At 38.9% G+C, this 24133-nt stretch carries 20 protein-coding genes; 2 read left to right on the top strand and 18 right to left on the bottom strand.

The window, feature by feature from the left end:
• Positions 1-3: 3 nt before the first annotated feature.
• A complete protein-coding gene (locus tag ABTP35_RS14375) occupies positions 4-1950 on the bottom strand; it encodes a polysaccharide biosynthesis protein (RefSeq protein ID WP_375334278.1) in 1947 nt (648 codons plus the stop codon).
• Positions 1947-3080 carry a DegT/DnrJ/EryC1/StrS family aminotransferase gene (locus tag ABTP35_RS14370; RefSeq protein WP_293295404.1) on the bottom strand — a complete coding sequence of 378 codons (1134 nt, stop codon included), beginning with the start codon at positions 3078-3080 and terminating at the stop codon, positions 1947-1949. Before ABTP35_RS14370 ends, ABTP35_RS14375 begins: the two co-directional genes overlap by 4 nt.
• Positions 3081-3472: 392 nt before the next feature.
• On the opposite strand from ABTP35_RS14370, the gene ABTP35_RS14365 reads away from it, so the two are divergent.
• Both ABTP35_RS14365 and ABTP35_RS14360 read left to right on the top strand, forming a co-directional pair.
• Positions 3473-4498, top strand: coding sequence for an NAD-dependent epimerase (locus ABTP35_RS14365; protein WP_293295406.1), 1026 nt, complete (start codon positions 3473-3475; stop codon positions 4496-4498).
• A gap of 156 nt (positions 4499-4654) precedes the next feature.
• Positions 4655-5986: a UDP-glucose/GDP-mannose dehydrogenase family protein gene (locus tag ABTP35_RS14360; protein ID WP_293295408.1), complete on the top strand. Its 1332-nt coding sequence runs from the start codon at positions 4655-4657 to the stop codon at positions 5984-5986.
• An 86-nt stretch (positions 5987-6072) separates the two neighbouring features.
• Here the strand turns inward: ABTP35_RS14360 and ABTP35_RS14355 are convergent, their stop codons facing one another.
• From ABTP35_RS14355 to gmd, 16 genes are all read right to left on the bottom strand, one after another.
• Complete coding sequence (locus ABTP35_RS14355; protein WP_293295410.1) at positions 6073-7275, bottom strand: glycosyltransferase family 4 protein; 1203 nt, start codon at positions 7273-7275, stop codon at positions 6073-6075.
• Positions 7276-7281: 6 nt separating this feature from the next.
• Positions 7282-8415, bottom strand: coding sequence for a non-hydrolyzing UDP-N-acetylglucosamine 2-epimerase (gene wecB / locus ABTP35_RS14350; protein WP_293295412.1), 1134 nt, complete (start codon positions 8413-8415; stop codon positions 7282-7284).
• A 20-nt stretch (positions 8416-8435) separates the two neighbouring features.
• Positions 8436-9578 (bottom strand): NAD-dependent epimerase/dehydratase family protein, encoded by a 1143-nt coding sequence (locus tag ABTP35_RS14345; protein WP_375334277.1) that lies wholly within the window; start codon positions 9576-9578, stop codon positions 8436-8438.
• A 9-nt stretch (positions 9579-9587) separates the two neighbouring features.
• Positions 9588-10016, bottom strand: coding sequence for a WxcM-like domain-containing protein (locus ABTP35_RS14340; protein ID WP_293295416.1), 429 nt, complete (start codon positions 10014-10016; stop codon positions 9588-9590).
• The gene (locus ABTP35_RS14335; protein WP_293295418.1) at positions 10006-11019 is read right to left on the bottom strand and encodes a polysaccharide biosynthesis protein; all 1014 of its coding nucleotides are present in this window, start codon (positions 11017-11019) and stop codon (positions 10006-10008) included. Before ABTP35_RS14335 ends, ABTP35_RS14340 begins: the two co-directional genes overlap by 11 nt.
• Before the next feature lie 15 nt (positions 11020-11034).
• A complete protein-coding gene (locus ABTP35_RS14330; RefSeq protein WP_293295420.1) occupies positions 11035-12096 on the bottom strand; it encodes a hypothetical protein in 1062 nt (353 codons plus the stop codon).
• An 18-nt stretch (positions 12097-12114) separates the two neighbouring features.
• Positions 12115-13311 (bottom strand): UDP-N-acetyl-D-mannosamine dehydrogenase, encoded by a 1197-nt coding sequence (wecC, locus tag ABTP35_RS14325; RefSeq protein ID WP_375334519.1) that lies wholly within the window; start codon positions 13309-13311, stop codon positions 12115-12117.
• A 20-nt stretch (positions 13312-13331) separates the two neighbouring features.
• On the bottom strand, positions 13332-14453 hold the full coding sequence (gene wecB / locus ABTP35_RS14320) for a non-hydrolyzing UDP-N-acetylglucosamine 2-epimerase (protein ID WP_293295424.1): 1122 nt from the start codon (positions 14451-14453) through the stop codon (positions 13332-13334).
• A gap of 1 nt (position 14454) precedes the next feature.
• Positions 14455-15333 (bottom strand): glycosyltransferase, encoded by an 879-nt coding sequence (locus ABTP35_RS14315; RefSeq protein ID WP_293295426.1) that lies wholly within the window; start codon positions 15331-15333, stop codon positions 14455-14457.
• A gap of 91 nt (positions 15334-15424) precedes the next feature.
• Positions 15425-16600 (bottom strand): hypothetical protein, encoded by a 1176-nt coding sequence (locus ABTP35_RS14310; protein ID WP_293295428.1) that lies wholly within the window; start codon positions 16598-16600, stop codon positions 15425-15427.
• A gap of 1 nt (position 16601) precedes the next feature.
• Positions 16602-17762 (bottom strand): glycosyltransferase, encoded by a 1161-nt coding sequence (locus tag ABTP35_RS14305; protein ID WP_293295430.1) that lies wholly within the window; start codon positions 17760-17762, stop codon positions 16602-16604.
• A gap of 1 nt (position 17763) precedes the next feature.
• The gene (locus ABTP35_RS14300; protein ID WP_375334276.1) at positions 17764-18471 is read right to left on the bottom strand and encodes a DapH/DapD/GlmU-related protein; all 708 of its coding nucleotides are present in this window, start codon (positions 18469-18471) and stop codon (positions 17764-17766) included.
• Between the two features lie 39 nt (positions 18472-18510).
• Entirely contained in the window at positions 18511-20364 is a 1854-nt protein-coding gene (gene asnB, locus ABTP35_RS14295) for an asparagine synthase (glutamine-hydrolyzing) (RefSeq protein WP_375334275.1), read from the bottom strand.
• Positions 20365-20493: 129 nt separating this feature from the next.
• Positions 20494-21798, bottom strand: a complete 1305-nt coding sequence (locus ABTP35_RS14290) for a flippase (protein WP_375334518.1) — start codon at positions 21796-21798, stop codon at positions 20494-20496.
• Between the two features lie 63 nt (positions 21799-21861).
• Positions 21862-22947 (bottom strand): GDP-L-fucose synthase family protein, encoded by a 1086-nt coding sequence (locus ABTP35_RS14285; protein ID WP_375334274.1) that lies wholly within the window; start codon positions 22945-22947, stop codon positions 21862-21864.
• A 1-nt stretch (position 22948) separates the two neighbouring features.
• The gene (gmd, locus tag ABTP35_RS14280) at positions 22949-24073 is read right to left on the bottom strand and encodes a GDP-mannose 4,6-dehydratase (RefSeq protein WP_293295436.1); all 1125 of its coding nucleotides are present in this window, start codon (positions 24071-24073) and stop codon (positions 22949-22951) included.
• Between the last annotated feature and the right edge of the window lie 60 nt (positions 24074-24133).

Genomic DNA, 24133 nt, shown 5'->3' with positions numbered 1-24133 from the left:
ATTTTAGTTGTTGAGTTGAGGATGTTCAATTGTTGGAGATTCTTTAATTTCGGTAATGGAATTCTTTTTGTCCAATTTACAAAAATCGGAATTGTTGGAAATGTATTCCGGAACAATATTCTTCATAAGTTGAACAACATTCTCTTTAAAGAACAAATTAGAAATACACAGTTCATCGATCATACTACGAACTTTGGTATAATCAATTTCGCGGACCTTGCTGATCATTATTTTATCATGATACGTTGGCAAAGTGTTCTCGCCATTGGCCAAAAGTTCCTCGTATAACTTTTCACCAGGTCTTAATCCTGTTATTTTGATATCGATATCATCTGGATAATGCAATCCGGAAAGTCTGATCATATTTTTGGCCAGGTCCAATATCTTAACCGATTCTCCCATATCAAAAATAAAGATTTCACCACCTTTCCCCATGGCACCTGCTTCCAAAACCAATTGGGATGCCTCTGGGATGGTCATAAAGTATCTTGTAATGTCCTTATGCGTTACCGTTAGTGGTCCGCCTTTTTCGATTTGCTTTCTAAATAAAGGAATTACCGATCCGTTTGAACCCAGTACATTCCCGAATCGAGTTGTTATGAACTTGGTCTTACCCTCTTGTTGCCTGCAACTAATGTACATTTCGGCTATTCGTTTGGTAGCCCCCATAATATTTGTAGGGTTCACGGCCTTGTCCGTAGAGACGAAGACAAATTTTTCAACTTCGTATTCGGCTGCAAGATCAACTATTGTCTTGGTTCCGGCCACGTTGATCTTAACGGCTTCATATGGGTTCTGCTCCATCAAAGGAACATGCTTATATGCGGCAGCATGAAATATTCTGTTAGGTTGGTACTGTTCGAACAATACTCGCATTTTATTCTTGTCCCTGATATCGCTAACAATAGGGATAAAATTAAAAAAACCGGCCTGTTTCAATTCTTGCTGTAAATCGTAAAGCGCTGATTCTGCCTGATCAATAACAATCAATGATCGATAGTTGTATTTGCAGATCTGACGGACCAATTCACTACCAATAGATCCTGCTCCACCGGTAACCATGATTACCTTATCATCAAAATCCCTCTCGATTTTACTGTTTTTTATTTCGATGGGAGGTCTGTCCAAGAGATCTTCGATCTGGACTCTTTTTATCTGGGATACTTTTAACTCACCGTTGATCCAATCTTCTACTGGAGGAACGATCTTAACCTTTACCGGTAGGTCCACAATCTCATTGACCAATGTCCTCAATTGTTTCGGGTTAATGGTCTGAATGGAAAAAATTACCTCGGAAATATTATGGAATTTAACAAACTCTTCTGTAAGGATAGATTTGTCGTATACTTTTACCCCATTAATTTGTTTTCCTACTTTTTGAAGGTTGTTATCGACAAAGCCGATAACCTTTGCACCCATTTTTGAGTGGTTGGTCAGTGTATTGTAGGTAATTATACCAGACTCACCCGCTCCATAAATTATTATGTTCTTGGACGGGTTTCGTCCACTGTTCATCAAACTTTCAAAAGCGATCTTAAAAACATATCTCGATGCAGAAAGTGCAATAAAGGTCAACAAGCTATTAATGATAATTATTGAGAGTGGAATCGTAAATCCATCTACCCACTCCATATATCTATTGACCAATACTACTGCGATTGCTCCAATACTGGCCAAACATACTGCATTAAAAATGGCATATACATCCTTGATTCCCGTATGCCTCACAACACCTTTATAACTGCCCGAAAACAAGAATGCTACCAAAAACAACAAAACAATGATCGGCAGTTGGGTCCATAGTCGTTGTACATCGAAATTAAAACTCAGGTTAAATCGAATAAAGTATGCCAATATAAATGAAACTGAAACAATACCAAGGTCAATTAAAAGTACTGTCCATTTAGAAGCATATCGCTTACCTGTTTTAAAGAAGAATTCTTTTATCATTTGAACAGATTTTTAATGATTCCACAAATTCTTTCCATGTCTTCAACTTCCAGGCTTGACCCACTTGGCAAACACAAACCCCTATTAAAAAGGTCTTCACTCACACCATTTACAAACGATATACATTTTTCAAATACCGGTTGCAGGTGCATGGGTTTCCATAAAGGTCGTGATTCTATGTTCTCATTTTCAAGTGCAATCCTTATCTTTTCCCTCATTTCAAAAGAAGGGGTCAGGATACAGGACAACCATCTGTTGGAATAAGACCCATCTGGTTCATTGACAAATTCAATTTCCGGCAACCCTGATAAATTTTCCTTGTAAAACTCAAAATTTTGGCGTCTTGCCCTTACCCTTTTTTCAAGAACTTCCATTTGTCCGCGACCAATGCCGGCCAGGACGTTGCTCATTCTATAATTATATCCAATATGTGAATGTTGATAATGTGGTGCATTATCTCTAGCTTGAGTCGCCAAAAAAATTGCTTTCTCTTTTATTTTTAAATCTTTACAAAGTAGAGCTCCACCACCAGAAGTGGTAATGATCTTATTTCCATTAAAAGATAAAATACCAATTTCACCAAGGCTGCCACAATTAAAACCTCTGTAAGAACTACCTAAAGCCTCTGCACTATCCTCTATTACTGGAATCTCATATTTCCTTGCTATGGCATGGACCTCATCTACCTTGTAGGGCATTCCATATAAATGTACAGCGACAATGGCTTTTGGTTTTTTTCCTTTGTCCATTCTATCTTTAATGGCATCTTCCAAAAGAATTGGCGATATGTTCCAAGTTTCTTGTTCACTATCCACAAATATGGGCGATGCTCCCAAATAGGTAATGGGGTTTGCCGATGCCGCAAAAGTGAAGCTCTGACAAATTACTTCATCCCCTTGACCAACTCCAAGAATCTCCAAGCCCAAATGTATGGCACCTGTACCAGAACTCAGGCAAGCGGCATGAACATCATTTCTCACAAAGTCCTCTATGGATTTTTCAAATTGCTGGACATTCGGTCCCAAAGGGGCGATCCAGTTAGTATCAAATGCTTCCTTTACATAGGTTTCCTCATTTCCACCCATGTGAGGTGGCGATAACCAAATTTTCTTCAATACTGCGGTTTTCATTTCGGTTTTGGGTTGATATAAGTAGGGTGAGAATTTTATTTCTCAATAGTAAAAGTAAGAGGAAAATTATGCTGTCGGATTATTTTTGGCTACTATTCGCCAAAGGCAAAAAATAATCGATTAAGTGCTTGTTAGTTACCATTTTTGAAAGATATACAGGGCTATCTTAAATTGTTGGTTTATTTCGACAAAGACATTGTACTAAATGCATCTAAAATATATCCAGTAATTTTAAAACTGTAAAAAACAACACTAGACAACAATATATCAACCAGTTGTGTTAAAATTTATCTGCATTTGATGAGCCAATTGTTCCGCACTCGATCATCCTTATCAAATTATCCTTCGCACGGGAATTAATAATTCTTTAGATTTGAATTTTATTATATCGTATGAAAATTCTTGTTACCGGTGCTGCCGGCTTCATAGGTTTTCATGTTTCAAAAAAATTATTGGAACATGGGCACACTGTCCTCGGACTCGACAATTTAAATGATTATTATGATGTCAACTTAAAACTTGATCGATTAAAACAATTGGGGGTTCATGAGGATATTGCAGGAAATCTAGGCAAGTTATCACAAAGTGATATATATGATAACTTTGGTTTTGTCCGTCTGGATGTTCAGGATAAAAAAGATCTATTGAAACTATTCCAAAAAGAAAATTTTGAAGTAGTATGCCATCTTGCCGCCCAAGCAGGCGTTCGTTACAGTTTAGAAAACCCAACTGCCTATATTGAAAGTAACATCGTGGGTTTTTTTAATATATTGGAGTGCTGTCGCATTTTTAAGATAAAGCATTTGGTATATGCAAGCAGTTCCAGCGTTTATGGTTTAAACAAAAAGGTTCCGTTTGAAACTTCGGATTCGGTAGATCATCCGGTGAGCTTATATGCCGCATCCAAAAAAAGCAATGAATTAATGGCTCATACTTATAGCCACCTTTATGGCTTAAGAACAACGGGACTTCGTTTCTTTACGGTTTACGGTCCATGGGGCAGGCCCGATATGGCTATGTTCTTGTTCACCAAGGCAATTATTAATGATCAGCCTATCAAGGTTTTTAATAATGGGGATTTAGAAAGAGATTTTACTTACATCGATGATATTGTGGAAGGTGTGATTCATATTTTAGAGGACCATTACAGCAATGCGTACAGTGCTAGTGAGCCCTATCATCTCTACAATATCGGAAACAGTAAATCTGTGAGATTATTGGATTTTATTGAGACCATTGAAGTCTCTCTTGATAAAAAAGCAACCAAAGAAATGATGCCTATGCAAGCCGGAGATGTTAAACGGACCTGGGCAGATGTAACGGGATTGAAAAAAGATTACAATTATGAACCATCTACGCCTGTAAAAGTTGGGGTGGATGAATTCATCCAATGGTATAAAGGCTATTATGGTCGATAATATCAAAGACAAACACACCATTTTATTTTGGGAACTTACACTTTATCCGTTTTATGAAAAGTTTATCTAGAAGCCTAAAACCTTTTTATAGGTTTGTCGCATATTTGTACTTCCATACATAGACGTAAGTAACCCACTAAAAACATGTAAAAAAGCATGAAACTAACAATAGTAGGCACAGGATATGTTGGCCTTGTAACTGGAACCTGTTTTGCAGAAATGGGAAATACGGTTACCTGTGTCGATATAGACAAAGATAAGATTGAAAACTTAAAAAATGGAGTTATTCCTATTTACGAACCTGGGCTAGAACCAATGGTTTCCCGTAATGTTGCCAATAAAACGCTACATTTTCACACGCAATTAAAGGAATGCCTTCACGATTGTGACATGGTATTTATAGCGGTGGGCACACCAATGGGAGAAGATGGGTCTGCGGACTTGCAATACGTCCTACAAGTGGCCAAAGAAATTGGTCAATACATGACCGCACCATTGATCGTTGTGGACAAATCCACTGTTCCCGTTGGTACTGCCGACAAGGTCTATTCTGCAATTGCAACTGAACTTGAGAAAAGAGGTGAAGAAATTGAATTCCATGTTGTATCCAACCCTGAATTCCTTAAAGAAGGGGATGCCATCAGTGACTTTATGAAACCGGACCGTGTTGTAGTTGGCACTGAAGACAAAAAAACGGCAGAAACCATGCGCAGATTGTACGCTCCTTTCTTTAGAAGTAGCATGGACCGTATGTTGGTAATGGATGTTCGTTCTGCTGAAATGACAAAATACGTCGCAAATGCCATGCTCGCCACCAAAATATCTTTTATGAACGAAGTGGCCAACATTTGTGAACTAGTTGGGGCCGATGTTAATAAAGTACGGATAGGGATTGGTTCGGATAGCCGTATCGGATACAGCTTTATTTACCCAGGAAGCGGATATGGCGGATCATGCTTTCCAAAGGATGTAAAAGCCCTTAAAAAAACCGCAGAACAAAATGGCTATGAAGCTCAGTTGCTCAATGCTGTAGAAGATGTAAATGATAGACAGAAATTTGTTATAGCGGATAAAGTGATCAATCATTTTGGTGAGGATCTTTCTGGAAAAACCTTTGCCATATGGGGTCTGTCATTCAAGCCTGGAACGGACGACATGAGAGAAGCACCATCCATTTATATCATTAAAAAATTAACCGCTCTTGGAGCAAAAATACAGGCTTATGATCCTAAGGCCATACATGAAGCGAAATCCTTCTATTTAAAAGATGTTGAAGGGTTAACCTATGCCGATTCCAAATATGAAGCCCTGAAAGGAGCTGATGCATTACTTTTGCTCACTGAGTGGAAGGAGTTTCGTTCCCCTGATTTTGGAGAAATTAAGTCCACATTAAAGGAACCTGTTATTTTTGATGGAAGAAATCAATTTGACGCCGAAAGGCTTGATAATTTAGGTTTTAGTTATTATCAAATTGGTAAGAGACTATAGCCTTATAAAGCTTAGATCGATACTAAAAATGCCCGCTTGCTTGAGCGGGCATTTTTATTTTAGTTGATTTGGGTTTTTGGATTCAATCAAATATTTTCCATTATAGTCTTATAGGCCTTTTCCGACGTTAATTGGGATTTCATGTAATTATATCCGTTTTGGCCCATTTCCATGGCTTTCTCTCTGTTACTGTACATCCACAACAAATTCTCTTTAAAGGCATCAATATCTCCTGCTTTGGACCACAGGCCGGATCTGGTATCCTCCAACATCTGTCCAAAATCTGTGCTTAAATCCAATGATGCCAACACGGGTTTTTTAAGACCAAAATAGGTTAGCACCTTTGATGGGTAATTAGGTATGGTAAATTCTTCATGTAAAGAAATGAGTCCCACATCTGCCGCAGCCAAGATCTGAACATATTCTTTTTTGGGAACACGGTCCACCAACCTTATGTTGGTAAGGTTATTTTTCGAAATCAATTGTCGTACGCGCTCACTCTCCGTACCGCTTCCCAAAATCAGAAAGAAAATATCCTCGATATCTTCACAGCTTTTTGCCAGCTGAACAATGTTCTCCAACTGTTGTGGTTTTCCCAAATTGCCGCCAAATATGGCCATGAATTTATCGGAAACACCCAATTTGGAACTAACCTCTTCAATTCCATCTTTAGAAACGGGAGCTGGTATTTTTTCCCAGTTTGGCAATAAATGTAATTTTGAACGATCAAGAGTAGGGTTATGTTCTTCAACATATGCAACGTTCGCTTTGGACATGCAACCAATGGAATCGGCCAACTTATATAATTTCAATTCCTGTTTCCTAAAATACTTGTGGAATACGCCATTCTTCTTCATCATTTTTAAATCCACGGCATTTTGGGGGAAAATATCCCGTAAAATCAGGTAGGTCTTTGCTTTTGCCTTAGTTTTAGCTTTTAACCAAGAAGCTACGGAAAGTAAGGTAATTGGTGGTGTAGGTAAAATTACCAAGTCAAAATCCAGATCACCGTTTTTCTTTATGGCTCGCTTATATTGATGGGGCAGTAAAAGATTTGCAATACCTTTTTTAATGGCCCCCACTTTAAACAATGGCAGCGTTTTTACCCTCAATACTTTTACCTTACCCTCTACCCTACAACCATAATTACCTTTTTCGTAAGCAGGGGCTACAACCAAGACATCGTGGCCCTGCTCACCAAACTCCTGCATTAAGTCCGTATATAGAATGGTGGACCTTGCTACATTCGGATATCCAAGTGCCAAAAAAAGAACTTTCTTCTTCTTCATAAAAAATTATTTCGACCAAACAACTCGGTTGATGTAGTCCACATAAGAGATTATAATACGAACCACTTTCTCACTTACATTGGGCATAGTGTAATCGGTAACCTCCCTGAAATTTCTTTTGGGACTTCTTTCCTGTACTTCCAATGCGGTCAAGCCCTGTAAAATTCTTTCTGGATTCAGTCCAACCATCATCACTGATGCCTCCTCCATAGCTTCGGGACGCTCATGGGCCTCTCTTATATTCAACGCCCTGAAGTTTAAAATGGAAGACTCCTCCGAGATTGTCCCACTATCGGACAACACGGCAAAGGAGTTTATTTGCAATGCGTTGTAATCTGAAAAGCCCAAAGGTTTTAAAAACTGGATGTTCTTGTGTGTCTTTACATTTTTGGAATCGAGCATATTCCGTGTCCTTGGATGGGTCGACACGATTACTGGATAATTATATTTTTCGGCAATCTGATTCAAAGATTCTATCAACCCCTTGAAATTTTTTGGATTGCTTATATTTTCTTCCCGGTGAGAGGACACCACAAAATACTTTTCCTTTTCAAGGCCAAGATCTTTTAAAACGGTAGAGGCCTCGATTTTACCTTTAAACTGATGTAACACTTCATACATTGGACTACCGGTTTTGATTACTCTGTCCGGTGATAGTCCCTCACGCAGCAAATATTCCCTCGCAATATCGCTATAGGTAAGATTTATGTCCGCTACATGGTCCACTATTTTTCTATTGGTTTCCTCTGGCACCCTTTGATCAAAACAACGATTTCCCGCTTCCATGTGGAAAACCGGGATTTTTCGTTTTTTAGCAGGTATAGCGCACAAACAAGAGTTGGTATCTCCTAGTACCAGAAAAGCATCTGGTGCAATTTTCTCCAGAATCGGATCTATTTTAATTAAAATATTTCCCACGGTTTCGGTAGCATTTTTTCCTGCTGCACCCAAAAAGTGATCGGGCTTTCGGATACCAAAATCCTCAAAGAATATTTCATTGAGCTCGTAATCGTAGTTCTGTCCGGTATGTACCAAAGTATGCTCAATGGCCTCATTGGCATCCAAAGCATTTAAAACGCATGCCAAGCGTATGATCTCTGGCCTTGTTCCGACAACGGTTAAAACTTTAAGCTTTTTCAAATTAAATGTTTTATGGTTTGTTATTCAACATTTTCAAAATAGGTATCGGCATCCTCTGGATCATAGGGTTCATTGATCCAAAACAATGTAATCAATTCTTCTTCTCCTGTATTGGTTATATTATGGGTATACCAGATGGGCATATCCACATATGCAGGTTCCTTACCATCCAAATCATAGTTGATGACTTCATCCGTTCCAATTTTACGCAATTGAATCCGGGCCTTTCCACTTATCACCGCAAAACGTTCTGCCTTTCTGGTATGAAAATGATTTCCCCTTGTTATTCCGGGAACAGTGGTGGAAAAAGAAAACTGTCCGGAAGTCTGGGTTCTGGCAATCTCTACAAAACTACCTCTTGGATCGGTATGTTTGGTATATTTTACTGGATAATGCGATTCTGGGATATAGCACCTGAAGGTGTTGAACAGCGACTTTTCGAAATGGTCTTCCAAATTTGGAAAAATTCCCTTTTCCATATAGTTGGATTTAAATCCGTTCAACAATTCCAATATCCGAGAGACCTTAACGTAAAGGTTGGGCTCTATTTCAACTTCAAAACCATTGTTGTTCAAGGGTTTGGATTGCTGGTCGCCAAAAATAGTGTCAATAAAAATTTGAACTAGATCATTGATATATATAAGTCCAACTTCACCATCATTAAGAATAGTCGGTTTTTCATTGTTTGCCACCTTATAACAAAAAGTCGCCACTACAGAATTATAATTTGGTCTCCCGAATGGCCCAAATACATTTGGAATGGTCAAAGAAGAAAACTTTCCTCCTGTTTCCGCTGCCCATGCCATAAACTTTTCTTTGCCCTCCTTTTTGGATTGCCCGTAAAGATTATCCTTTAATTCTTGTGATGAGGATGAAAAGATAATATGTGGTGTAACCTTGGATTTTTCGCAAGCAGCGATTACATCTTCGACCAATTTAAGATTGGTATCGTAGATCACTTTTGGATCTTCGTGCCTGTTCATGGCTGCTAAATGGACTATGCTATCACATTCCGAAACGAATTTTGACAACCTATCCACATCTTCAAAATAGGAACGCTCAAAATTGACCAATTCCACATCCTCTCTTAAAGACAAAGTGGTATATAGATGGTTTCCGATAAACCCTGCTTGACCTGTAATTCCAATTTTATGTTTTTCCATCTTATTAATTTACCATTCGGCTGACCATTGATCTATTGGGAACCTAAAATCATCATTCTTTGAGTCGTTGAGAGCGGCGTTCGAAAACACCTGTAATCTAGCATTATTGGATGTTGCCCTAATAGCCGTTACGAAACCTCCCGGGACTGCAAGGATTCTGGGATTCGATGATTCCAATTCAACTCGTATTGGAGTCAGGTCTTCCGATGGACGGTTAAAATCATTGATTTCGATAATATTGATCACAAAACCACCGGATAAGCAATAGAACCATTTTTTCTCATGCTGATGACCCTGCCATCCTCTAATTATATCTTGATTTGCAGGTGAAATTTCATAAAAACGCACTATTTCATTCATATTGAGCGAATTAAAAAAACGCATTTCTCCCCTTTCATCTTGAAAGGTATCTCCCGCAATCACAAGATTATTCCGCATTCAACTGTTCTTTGATAAAATCAAGATTCAGCAATGTTCTTTTTAACTCATCGTTGTTTAGGTGTTTGGTATTGTGCGAATGATAATCTTCAATGCTGCTGATATCCTTTTCCCCTTCAGAAAAATACCTGCTATAGTTCAAGTCCCTGTTATCTGCGGGAATCCTATAGAACTCTCCCATATCCTCAGCTTTCTGCATTTCCTCTCGCGTACAAAGCGTTTCATACAATTTTTCACCATGCCTGGTTCCTATGACCTTTACTTCATTGTCCGCATTAAAAATCCCTTTTATGGCATCTGCCAAATCACCTATGGTACTTGCAGGGGCCTTGTTCACGAACAAATCACCTTGATTCCCATGTTCAAATGCAAAAAGAACCAAATCGACAGCGTCTTCCAAAGACATCAAAAAACGTGTCATATGGGGGTCTGTTACCGTGATTGGATTACCCTCCTTAATTTGGTTAACGAACAATGGAATCACAGATCCCCGTGAGGCCATAACATTTCCGTACCGTGTTAAACATACCTTGGTGGCATCGCCAGGGATGTTACGTGAAGCGGCAACGGCTACTTTTTCCATCAATGCTTTACTAATACCCATGGCATTTATAGGATATGCGGCCTTGTCAGTACTCAAACAAATAATTCGTTCTACTCCATTGGCAACGGCGGCATCTATGGTATTCTGTGTGCCAAAAACGTTGGTTTTGGCTGCTTCTATGGGGAAGAACTCACAGGAAGGGACTTGTTTTAAAGCAGCTGCATGGAAAACATAGTCCACACCTTTCATAGCATGGTTGATACTGTTAAAATCCCTTACGTCGCCAATATAGAACTTGATTTTTGGGTTTTTGAGCCGATTACGCATGTCATCTTGCTTTTTTTCATCGCGACTGAATATGCGTATTTCACCGATATCTGTTTGTAAAAAGCGGTCTAGTACCGCATTTCCAAAAGACCCGGTTCCCCCTGTGATCATTAATGTTTTGTTTTTGAACATCTTTTGATTATTTAACTATGCTACAAAATATTGTTTATCCAATGTCTTTATATTTTCATGGCATTCCATTAATTCTGACATGGTTATTGTATTTAAAAAATCGGAAATCGATTCTTTATCTGTATCTATGGTCCATCCCATTTTGTTTTTCAACACCCTTTCCCCGGCATAGGTACCATTTGCACAAACAATGGGGATATTAAAAAAACCCGATTCATAATATTTGTTCGGCATTGCCACTTTTTCATTTTCCAGTTTATTGTTATAAACAACAAAATTCAAGTTATTTTCACCATAAATCCTTTCAAGATCGTCCGGGTTTTTAAAAGGCCCATGGTAGTGAATATTAGAATTTTCGCTCACCGCTTTTTCAATACCTTGGATAATGGTGCCACCATGGGTAGCCCCGTAAAAATTCAAAATGATATTTTTATTCGCTGCCACTACCTCCGTTAAACCCTTGATTATATCTGCATACCTAAAAGCCCCAATGTAAGCGATACGCAGCTTGTCTGTTTGCATCTTTTCAACAGGATTTACCCGATTGTAAGTTTCCAACTTATTTTCCTTAACCACCACTTGGGACTCTGAAACGCTTTTCTTGTAATACCCTTCATAGAAACTCTTGGTCGTAAATACGACCTTACGTGATCTACCGGCAAGAAACCTATCCAAAAAGCTCATCAACTTTCTTTTAGTTTTGCCAGAGTACAACCAAACTATGTCACTGATTTCATAATCCACATCTGCGTTTATTATAAAAAAACTTAATGCTCTTAGGTCCAATCCAAAAACATAAATCGATTTTTTCCTTAAACCATATTTTGCATAAATAAGCCGCAATAGCCTTATAAAAACGAAAGCTCTTTGAAAATATTGGTTGTTCTTTAACTGACCAACAACAGTAATCGTAACATTATCATTCTCCTCTAAGACTTTATGATTTTGAACCGAGTGAACGTTTCTGGTAAAACCATATACATGAACTTTTTCATAATCCTTGGCTTTCTGGTTGATCCTCTTAACTATCCTAGGCTGCTCCAGTGATTGTGCCAAAACAATTAAAACATTGTTCATGATTGTAGTTTATAATGTCTATTTCGCTTCTAAAACCCCGCAAAAATCCAATATACGTTTCTCTGGGTTTTTGGGCAGCTCCTTAAACTCATTATGAGCCACCAAATACACAATAATATCGGCCTCTTCGAAAGCTGTTTTGTAATCCGTTAACTTAAAAACGTTGTGGGAATATATATTGGGCTCAACAATGAAGTATTCTTCGTTATTGACGTTTTGCAATACTTTTTGTACGATATACTTTGCCGGGGACTCCCGTAAATCATCAATATTTGGCTTAAATGCCAGCCCCATTAGGGCCACTTTAGGTTTATAGCCGTTTTCCAGTTCAAATTTCAGTTTTTCACTCTGCACTTTTTCCGCGCACCAGAAGGACTTGTAATTATTGATTTCCCTTGCGGTACCAATAATTTTGGATTCCATGGGGTAATCGGAAACAATAAAATAGGGGTCCACTGCAATGCAATGTCCACCTACTCCACAGCCAGGTTGCAGTATGTTCACCCTAGGGTGTTTATTGGCCAATTTTATCAGTTCCCACACATTGATATCGGCCTTGTCACAAATTAGCGAAAGTTCGTTCGCAAACGCAATCTGCACATCACGGGACGAATTTTCAACTAGTTTGCACATTTCTGCAGTACGTGCGTTGGTCTTGTGCAATTCACCTTTAACATATGCAGCGTAGAATGCAACGGCCTTTTCCGTTGATTCTTCGTCTATTCCTCCAATTACACGATCATTATGTACCAGCTCGTACATTACATTTCCGGGCAATACGCGCTCCGGACAATAGGCCATATGAATCTTATCCGTTAGTTCTGGACGTTGATCATAAATCAGATCGCGCATTTTCTCAGTTGTCCCAATTGGTGAAGTAGATTCAATAATATAAAGATCTCCTTCCTTTAATAAGGGCAATATAGCTTTGGTCGCAGCTTCAACATAAGAAATATCCGGTTCGTTCTTTTCTTTAAAGGGTGTAGGTACCACAATAAGGTAAGTATCCGCTTGTTCAGGTTCAAGACTGGCTTTTAGAAAACCTTCCGATACAGCTTCTGAAACGGCTACGTCCAAATCCGGCTCAACAATATGTACTTCGCCCCTATTAATGGTATCGACCACCCTTGGGTTAACGTCCACTCCATTAACTTGGGTCTTGTTTCCTGCAATCAAAGCTGCGGTGGGCAGGCCAATATAGCCCAACCCCATCATGGTTACTTTATTTTCTGACACTATTCTTGATTTTTCATGAATTCAACAATACGCTCGCAAGCTTTACCATCACCATAAGGGTTGTGCAACTTGCTCATTTTTTTATATTGATCATCATCCGTTAATAAAGTAACAGCATTTGATACAATTTTCTCCTTGTCCGTACCTACCAAAATAACCGTACCCGCCTCTACAGCTTCGGGCCTTTCGGTGGTATCCCTCATGACTAAAACTGGTTTCCCCAAACTGGGAGCTTCTTCCTGAACACCCCCGCTATCGGTAATAACCATATGGCTTTTATCCATTAACCAAACAAATTCTGGATAGGCCAAGGGGTCGATCAATTTTATATTGTCCATATCGCCCAACAATTCGTAGACCGGTTTTTGCACCTTTGGATTTAGGTGTACTGGGTAAACGATTTCAACATCGTCAAATTTTTCAGCAATTTCCTTCAATGCTTGACAAATATTGATAAAGCCCTGGCCATGATTTTCACGTCTATGGCCTGTGACCAAAATGATTTTTTTATCATCGGAAACCTTTGTCTTAAGTTCACTAAGTTCTTTGGTATCCAACGTTTTAACACGTTCCACACTTTCGTGCAATGCATCGATTACCGTATTTCCAGTAATCGAAATAGATTTTTGGTCAACGCCCTCATTCAGTAAGTTTTGACTTGAGGTCGTAGTCGGAGCAAAATGGAAATCGGCCACATGACCCGTTACCCTTCTATTGATTTCTTCTGGGAATGGTGCCCATTTGTTAAAGGTTCGTAGACCTGCTTCCACATGACAGACCCTTGCTCCGGAATAAAAACCTGCGATACTCGACCCCATGGTGGTGGTGGTATCTCCATGTACATAAACAAAGTCAGGCTTATAAGATTCCAAAACCGACTGCATATTGGTTATTATAGCTGCGGTCAAACCATATAAATTTTGTCCCGGTTTCATTAAATCAAGGTCAAAATCAGGAGTTATCTCAAAAAAATCCAAAACCTGGTCCAACATTTCACGGTGTTGTGCCGTTACACATACCTTGGTTTCAAATTCATCTGAATTTTGGAACGCTTTGACCAAAGGTGCCATTTTGATGGCCTCCGGTCTAGTTCCAAAAACAATGAGGTTCTTTTTCCGCATATCAGTTTTTTCTGTTTTTATATAAGAGTTGATAATATAATTTTGGACAAAGTACTTTAAAATATCCCGTTAAAAGAAATATTGGCAGCCTTATCGGAAAATGCTTTTTCATGTGATGGGTCTGAGAAACAAAATCAAACCCGATTGGATTATGGAGCATTTTATATCTGTCCTTTAGCGATAGTTTCATAAATTTCAAATATGGATCGCTATGATCATTGATACATTCTCCTACGGTCCCGGGCATAATAAGAACCGGAAGGTCCTTTTTTGTAGCCCTCAGTGTATAATCGTAATCTGCCATACCGTGAACGTAACCGTCTGCAAGCATGCCAATTTTGTCCACCACATTTTTACTTACCCATAAAATATTGGCATTCCCCAACTCACATGGTACAGGTTCGTTCTTTGGCTCCAATCGTTTCATTTTTGCCAAAAACCGATTCTTAAAAATACTACCTCCGTAACTAATTTTTTTTGTTTCAGCATCAACGGTTGAACCAACATATACGCCCCCCATCCCATAATTGGAATTACTGAACTTATGTGTTTTTTGTACGGCATCAAAAAGATGGGGATAGACATAGGTATCGTCATTCAACAAAAGAAAAGCATCGTATTCCCCTTTCAAGGCTTCGCTCCAAGAATTGCGCATGCCCCCTGCCCAAAACAGGTTTCCATCTCCCTTTAAAATTTTTACATGTGGGAAGTTTTTGGATACGGCCTCGGAGGTTCCATCCGTTGACCCATCATCGGTAAGATAAATGGACATTTCCCAGCCATCCGAAAATTCATCATGCGCTTTGTGTAAAGCTGTTAAGGATGCTATGGTTTTATCTTTTCTATTAAAACACGTGAGAAGAACAGCCAGTTTGTTCATTTTTGGGGTAATGGTCAGGTTGCTAAATTTAGGTTAAAAACGATATAAAAGTACGCTAAAGTATCACGGGCAAAAGATTTATTGGATAACCTTACTCAATTACTGGATTATCGGCACTGTATTTTTTCACCACCCCAATGAAAAAACAAAAAAGGGCGAAAAAGTCAAACGTCCCTTCTAAGATAGGTTCAACCGTAAAAACCAATGTAAACGCGATAGTATAAACTATTAATTGATTGTTGAATGAAGTTTTGGTCTTATCCTTAGAAATAGCAGTAAATACTGTTTTAAAAGAATATATAGTAAAAAATATCAATGAAAAAAATGAAATGAAACCTCCAATACGCAGCACATCAAACCAAAGATTATGAGCATGCCCAAATTCATGTTCGCTCCATCCCAACGGTTTTGTAAACAAATATTCCATGGACTTCATCCAACGATCCGTACGTCCACCCCCCGATGCAAAATCTTCACTATCTTCCATTCTGTTGGCATAAGCTGCCAACCAATCTTGGTCCAAATCAAAACTTACCTTTGTGGACACATAAAATATCGACATAAAGATCAATGAAAAAATAACCATATTCCTCTTAAACTTTTGCCGGGGAATCAAATAAATAAGCGACACTAAAAATGTAATAATAAAAACACCTAATTGTGTCCTGCTGCCTATCCTTAAAACACAAAGAACCGAAATTGCAAATAGTCCAAGTAATATTATCCTAGCAATTAAATTAACCTTTACCGTTCTAGCAAGAATTAGAGCTGGAATACACATAATAAGGGTAAAAAAAGCACCCATTTTAGTAGCTGGAGTTATCTGTCCTGTCCAAAAATTTGGAAGGTTACGATCTACTTCAACAAAGCCTGAATCAGAAATTACAGTACCAACTGATAAAATTCCAGTGGAAGAAAAAACCACACTCGATATCAGGAGAATTAAAAATATCTTATCAGTGTTCTGGCTGAACTTTCGTACAAAGAATTTACCAAGTAGATAAAATGATCCAGGAACAACCGCATAAATAACAATATACTGTTTTCCCGCTATCGGATCAAATGAGAAAAAAGCTGCATAAATAACCGAGAAAACGAATAACAGCCAAAAACCAGCATCCACATTTTTTACAAGGAAACTCTTTTGAAGTAAAATCAAAGCTGCAATGAGATATCCAACATAAATATTCAACCCATACGGATTTAAAAGGTAGATAAAGAACAATGCCACAAAAGGCACTCCTATTTCACGTATCGTTTTGAGCACTTTATCGCTTTTTGGTTATTCTAGTTAATAGGTTATTAAACTTTTGGCGGGATTGCACAAAAAACAGCTTTCTGGTCCATTTGAATGGTATTTGCTTATAATTATAGGCAATCTTTCTTTCAAAGTCGGATATATTCGGATTTTTCGCTTCTATGGTCGTATCATATAAAAAAAGCTCCTTCCCCTCTATCGACTGAAGAACGTTGTCCTCATGTGGTTTCAAAGATCTACCGAAAGACCGTATTGTCTTAAAATCCAACACTTTGGATGAGAGTAAATACTTTTGACCATGTAGAGGTTTGTATCCAAATAGATCCACGCACAATTCATCATTTTCCAATCCTAATATTTGATGCAAGTTTTTATTCTCATAATAGGCATCGTACACCGCATTTGAGTCTTGTACTATGGAAAATTTATACTGCCTTTCCTTCCCAAAATCCAGTGAAACTTGATAAATAGTACTATCGTTGCCCACATGTGTGCCGGCATCGCTAAAATTTGTGGTCAAGGATATCTTTGGGTATAGGAAGTACCTATCTTTTTCCACTAAATAGGCAATGTTATATTTTAACCATGATTTTGGGGACCAACTCCTCACATATGCGGGTACCTGTTCGTTACTATCAATATCAGGTTCATTTTTATACCAGTCCATAAACCCCGTCCACTGATCTTTTGTCCATGCCTGGCCCCAAGAAGAAGCAAATTGAAAATACCAGTTATCAAAACCATCTTGATGTGGTGAAAAATTTTGGCGGGTATGTACATTAAGTTGGTGATTGTACAGTGACACTCCCCCAATGCTTGATTCCTTTGTAGAGAATGTAAGTGCCTGTTCAGCAAATAGGTAAAAATTTGGTGACACATAAAGGTCATCCTCCAGAACGATTACCGCTCCGTATTCCAAACTATAATTCCCGCATTTTAAAATGTGCTTTCTTAGTCCCAGATTTATTTCTTGATAAATAACCTTTTTAGTACCATACTCCCATTGAAAATCATTGGCCAAATCCAAAACCTGCTGGTTGTTTTCGGCTTTATCAATACTAATGATCAAATCAATATCGTCATGAGGGTATTTTGCCGTTTTTAATGATCTTAATAATCTAGAAAGTGACCTTGGCCTGTTGTATGCGACCACCACAATGGGAATTCTCATTTCAAGTATTTTTATGATGTTCCATAAAACCTTCGATATTTCTAAAATGCGAAGCGTTCTCCATTATCCATTCCCTACTTTTTTCCCACCATTTAAATTCCAGCAAAAATGCTATTTCATCATCATGGAAACGTTTCTTTATCAATTTTGCAGGAACACCCCCTACAATGGAAAAAGGCTCTACATCCTTTGTTACCAAAGCATTGGCGGCAACTATAGCGCCATCCCCTATTTTTACACCATCCATTAAAGCCACATTGGCACCCAACCAAACATCATTGCCTATGGTAATACTAAAGCCTCCTTTGTGCGGTTCGGCGAATTCTTTAAAATGTTGTTCATCTGCATATGTAAATCCCACAGGGGTCTTTAATGCAAAAAAAGATGGGTGGGTCGATACAAAAGTGTTGGCGGGATGTTTGCCAAAGATGCAATTTACATTGGGACCAATGGAACAATATCTTCCGATACTTGCCTTTGCCAATTTAGCTCCTTCCGCCAAATAGGAGCCATACCCGATTTTTGAAGAGACAATGGCACTATTTTTACCAAAAGCATTTTTACCTTCACACTCTACCGAGAAGCCAATAAAGGCTCCTTTTTGATAGCTGATATCTTTTGTTCTTTTGAGATGGATACGTATATAAAAATTGGCCATCTTGGTTAAGAGGGAACTTGAAAGTACCAATTTTTTTAACTTATTGAACATACCTCTTGTTGTTTTTAGCTAGGAAATTTCAGGGATTCCTTATACCGACACAGCTTTATTTTTTAAAATGGCATTGCCCCAAATGTATGGAGATAATTCTGTCCAACATTTTTGTGCTTCGGTAAAATTATGATTTTCCTTATTCACAATGGATGTTATCCTATCTCTTAATTGGGTAGGGTTGGATACCAGGTCCGATTGTAAAAATGAATTTGAGCTGGTGGTATCCATAAACCATTCGGACAGATCGTTCTGCATCCAGTCCACAATTGGGGAGCTAAATCCTATTTTTGATTTTCTCCACGTTACTTCCTTGGGCAAATATGGATCCAGAGCGTCTCTTACGATCCTTTTGGTATATCCATTCCCGATCTTGCTGGAATATGGCAACGAATTCACAAAACTTACGATTCGATGATCCATAAATGGCATACGAATTTCCACACTATTGATCATGGCATACCTATCATAATTACGCAACAAAGTAGGTAGAATATTCTCATGGAACATGGCATAGAGATACTGGGACAGGTTGTCCAGTTTTTTAAAATTGGGATGGTTATTATCCACGGACGGCATTTTTTTGCCCAAAACCTTTTTCCCTGTCTTCCTGATCATATAATCACGATACAGTTTCCAGTTACCTACCCTGTCATACTGTACCTTATCCTCATTTATGGAACCTTGGTAAATATTCAGGATATCTTTTGTATTCTTTACATTGAACCTTGCATCCCAGAGGCTCTCCAAGGTACCTTGTTGATAACCGCTCAACAACTCATCCGCTCCATGGCCATCCAAGGTCACCGTGGTTCCATTTTCCTTAACGGCCCCGTACAGCATGATCATTGGTAATGGGGATGTGATATACAAGTCTTCGAACAAATAGAAATAATGTTCAAGCTTTTCCCAATGTTTCAAAGGATCAATATCCACGAATGTGGCTCCTATACCCAAATGATCCGTAACCATTTTTGCATAGTGTGATTCATCCAAGGGAGTTCCTGGAAAAGATGCCACGAAGGCATGTTGCCAATCGTCCGAGTAGCTATTGTTGTTTTTTGCCAAGTTCGCCATTGCAGCAATCGTCGCACTACTGTCCAAGCCCCCACTCAACGCTGTACCAATAGTTACATCGGAACGCATGCGAAGTTTACAGGAATCCATGAAGAGCTCCCTGAATTGCTCCACTTGCTCCTCATAGGTTTTGGGGACATCGACTAAATGGTCCAAAGTGTTCCAATAGCGATATATTTTTAACTCACCCCTTTCATAATGTCCACTATGACCTGCTGGAAAACGCTTGATTCCTTTTACAAGACATTTTTCGGTAGCCTCATAAAAGAATATGTTCTTCTTCATCCAGTGAAAGTCATCTGAGACCTCCAATCGGTCCATAAAGGGGAAGATGGCCTTCATTTCCGAAGCAAAAACAAACTTGCCATTTATGTTTGCATAAAACAAAGGTTTCTTGCCATACCTGTCACGCGACATAAAGAGCTTCTTTTCTTCCGCGTCCCAAATTCCAAAGGCCCACATGCCATTGAATTTTAAAACACAGTCTTCTCCCCACTGAATATATGATTTCAACAAAACCTCGGTATCCGAAGAAGACTTGAATGTATGCCCCAACTGCTCCAGCTCCTTTTTTATTTCCAGGAAGTTGTAGATCTCCCCATTAAAAATAATGGCATACCGTTTACTTTCATGGATCATGGGTTGGCTACCATTTTCAGAAATATCCAAAATAGATAGTCTTCTATGCCCTAAAGAGACATCCTCCGAAATATGCTCGATGCCATAACTATCCGGACCACGATGTGTTAGCGTATCCAGAGCTTGTTTAAATAGACCCTGATCTGAAGTAGGTATCGTTCCTAATATTCCGCACATTATATTTTAGTTTTGTTGATTGGTTGCTACATTATCTTGTTTCCTGCGGATATTTTATATCCCGGGGACATTAAAAAAACTCAAATTATGGACAAAAATTGCCCTTTGTGATGCTATCCCAATGTGCTTTTAGACAATTTTTCCATCCTTAAAAACCTGAACGAAAAACAATGCCCTGAGCATCATATAGAAGGAATTTCTCGTTTTATTAAAAAATACCGGTGCCAAGACCGACGCCACGAACTGGGAAATTAAAGTCGCATATGCTGCTCCCATTATTCCCATTCTGGGTATCATTATCACATTTAAAGCGATATTGGCTACCATGCCCATACCTAGACAAATAATATTGTAAGCCTGATAGTTTTCACTGATGAACCATTTTTGGTTGGCCACACCCAAAAAAACAAACACACTGCCTAGAATATGTATGTTCAAAACTCCTGCAGAACGTTGAAAAGCCTCGCCATACAAAAGATTGATCATCCAATCGCTCAATGTTAGTACGGGCAATATGATGACCACACCCAGAACTACCATTAAATTATACAACCGTTGCAAACGATCTTTGTATAGGGTATCGTCTTTTAACTTTGCATTAATGATCGCCGGAAACAGTGAACTACAAATTATTGTTGGGATAAAGTACCATGCTTCACTAAGCCTAACCGCTGCCGAATATTGCCCAACTTCACTGTTCCCCAGATATTCCTGAATCATCACCTGATCGATCTTCATATAAATGGAAACAATGATACCACTCAAGATTAAAGGCCAAGCATCTTTTAGAAGCTCCTTTGCCATCTTCCAGGAAAATTTCCATTTCAGCAAGGACTCCCCGGACTTTTTATAGAACCAAATCAGCCCAGTCACCAAAAAAATGACATCGAAAGCAAGTACATAAACAAAATAGATCAACGAATAGTTGCCCAATATCAAATAGACCTTCAGCAAAGCAGAAATAATTACGCCGACCAATCCCGCAATGGCATAGAATTTACTCTTTACCTGACTATGAAAATAAGATGCGATGACATTGAAACTATTAATGAATGTGAGCAATCCCAGAATAATAATGATCTTATTGGTCAGGGGTTCATTATCATTGTAATAAATGCTGATGATCAATATCAACATGATAATTGTAGAACCTAGGGTCTGTAAACCAAAAGATGAACCTAAGATGAGATTTCTATTATCTTGATTTTTTACCAGTTCCCTTATAATGATATCATTGAGTCCCAAAGAGGAAAGTGCCGCAAAAATGCCCACAAAACTTTGGGCATAGCTCAGTATTCCAAACTGCTCCGGTCCAAGATAGCGGGTGACCCAAACTCCGACACTCAGCGCTATCAAAAGGCGCAACACTTTTTCGCCCATTAACCAAGAGGTGTTTTTGAGGTACCTGGCAAATCCCGAGTTTTTGCTTAACAATGTTTTGAGCTTGGCTATCAAGTCGATGTAATGAGGTTAATTATTTAGGTTTGATAATACTCCCTACTGAAGATAATATTCATACATAAGGGATAGTCCTTTATTAATTTCGACCTTATGCGTCCAGCCCAGTTGATTAAGTTTAGTGACATCGGTCCGCTTTTCCATGGTGCCATCCGGTTTATCCGTATTGAAAACAAATTCTCCTTTGAAACCAATAAGTTCCTTGATCAATTTTGCCAACTCGGCAATGGAAACATCCGATCCCGTACCAATATTGATGTGGGTGTTTCTAATTTCGGGTTGATCGTTTTGGTAGGTGTCGGTAAAACTCCTGTTCTCCATTAAAAAAACACAGGCATCTGCCATATCCTCAGACCAAAGGAACTCTCTACGTGGTCTGCCACTACCCCAGATCTCCACAGTTACCTTTTCTTCACTTACTTTATCAACACCGTATTTTTTTAGGACGGCCAGCTTGGATTCTTTTGAAGATGAACCTGAAATGTTCTCAATGGGCAATCGTTTCAAATCTTCATCAATCAACTTCCAATTGTTCTCCTCCAAAGCTTTGCCCAAATGTATTTTACGGATCAATGCTGGTAGCACATGGGATTTTTCCAAATCAAAATTGTCATTGGGACCATATAGATTCGTGGGCATTACGGAGATGAAATTTGTTCCATACTGTAAATTATAGCTTTCGCAAAGTTTTATCCCTGCAATTTTAGCTATTGCGTATGGTTCATTGGTATATTCCAAAACATCGGTCAGCAAGTACTCTTCCTTCATGGGCTGCGGACATTTTTTTGGATAGATGCAAGTACTGCCCAGAAACATCAATTTTTTTACACCATGAAGGTAACTTTGGTGAACCACATTGTTCTGGATCATCAAGTTATCATAAATAAATTCCGCCCGATAGGTATTATTTGCTACGATACCACCAACCTTGGCCGCAGCCAAAAACACATACTCCGGCTTTTCCTCTTCAAAAAAGTTTGCGACAGCTATGGCATCCGTCAAATCCAGTTGAGCGTGTGTTCTAACAATTATATTGCCGTATCCTTTTGACCGTAAGTTTTTTACTAGAGCACTACCGACCAATCCCCTATGACCGGCCACATAAATTTTTGCGTCTAACTTCATGTTATTCGAAATAGTTGAGGATGCGATAGCCTCCGTCCTTTAGGAACTGTTCCTTTTGCATCAACTTTAGATCGCTTTGCATCATATCCTTTATTAGGCCCTGTAGATCATATTCGGGTTTCCATCCCAGCTTTGTATTGGCCTTGGTAGGGTCTCCTATCAAAAGATCCACCTCTGTTGGTCTAAAGTATTGCGGATCAACGGCCAATATCTCCTTGCCTATTTCAATTTGATATTCTGGATTATGGCAAGCTTTCACATATGCTTTTTCATCCACGCCTTCTCCCTTGAACTCCAATTCGATACCCACCTCATTGAAACTCATTCGCACGAATTCGCGAACGGGAGTAGTTTTTCCTGTGGCAATTACCCAATCTTCAGGTTCGTCTGCCTGCAAAATCATCCACATCATTCGAACATAATCCTTGGCATGTCCCCAGTCTCTTTGTGCATCCAAATTCCCAAGATAGAACTTATCCTGCAACCCAAGCGCTATACGAGCGGTGGCTCTGGTAATTTTACGCGTTACGAAAGTCTCCCCACGTATCGGAGATTCGTGGTTAAAAAGGATACCGTTGCAGGCGTACATATTATATGCTTCCCGATAGTTCACCGTAATCCAATATGCATACATTTTTGCTACTGCATAAGGGCTACGCGGGTAGAAAGGGGTTGTTTCACTTTGGGGCACTTCTTGAACTTTTCCATAAAGTTCGGAAGTAGATGCCTGATATATCCTTGTTTTATCCCCAAGGCCCAACAAACGTACCGCATCCAAGATCCTTAAAGTACCCAATCCATCCGCATTCCCTGTGTATTCAGGTGTTTCAAAACTAACATGAACGTGGCTCATGGCAGCTAGGTTATAAATTTCGTCGGGTTGGATTTCTTGTATCAAACGGATAAGGTTGGTACTGTCCGTCATATCTCCATAATGGAGGATAAAATTCCTGTTTTCTACATGTGGATCTTGATATAGGTGATCAATACGATCAGTGTTGAAAAGGGAAGAACGTCTTTTTAATCCATGTACTTCGTATCCTTTTTTTAAAAGAAATTCACTAAGATAGGCGCCATCCTGTCCGGTCACCCCAGTAATCAATGCTTTTTTTGCCACGGTTTTCATATTTTGTTACAAAGATGTGTATTAAACCACAGTTTGCAAGTAATATTATATGAAATGCGT

Origin of the sequence: Flagellimonas alginilytica (assembly GCF_042134605.1) — a bacterium.
GTDB classification, from domain to species: Bacteria; Bacteroidota; Bacteroidia; order Flavobacteriales; family Flavobacteriaceae; genus Flagellimonas; species Flagellimonas alginolytica.
The sequence above is the reverse complement of the archived record's forward strand: the minus strand, read 5'-3'. Positions and strand labels throughout refer to the sequence as shown.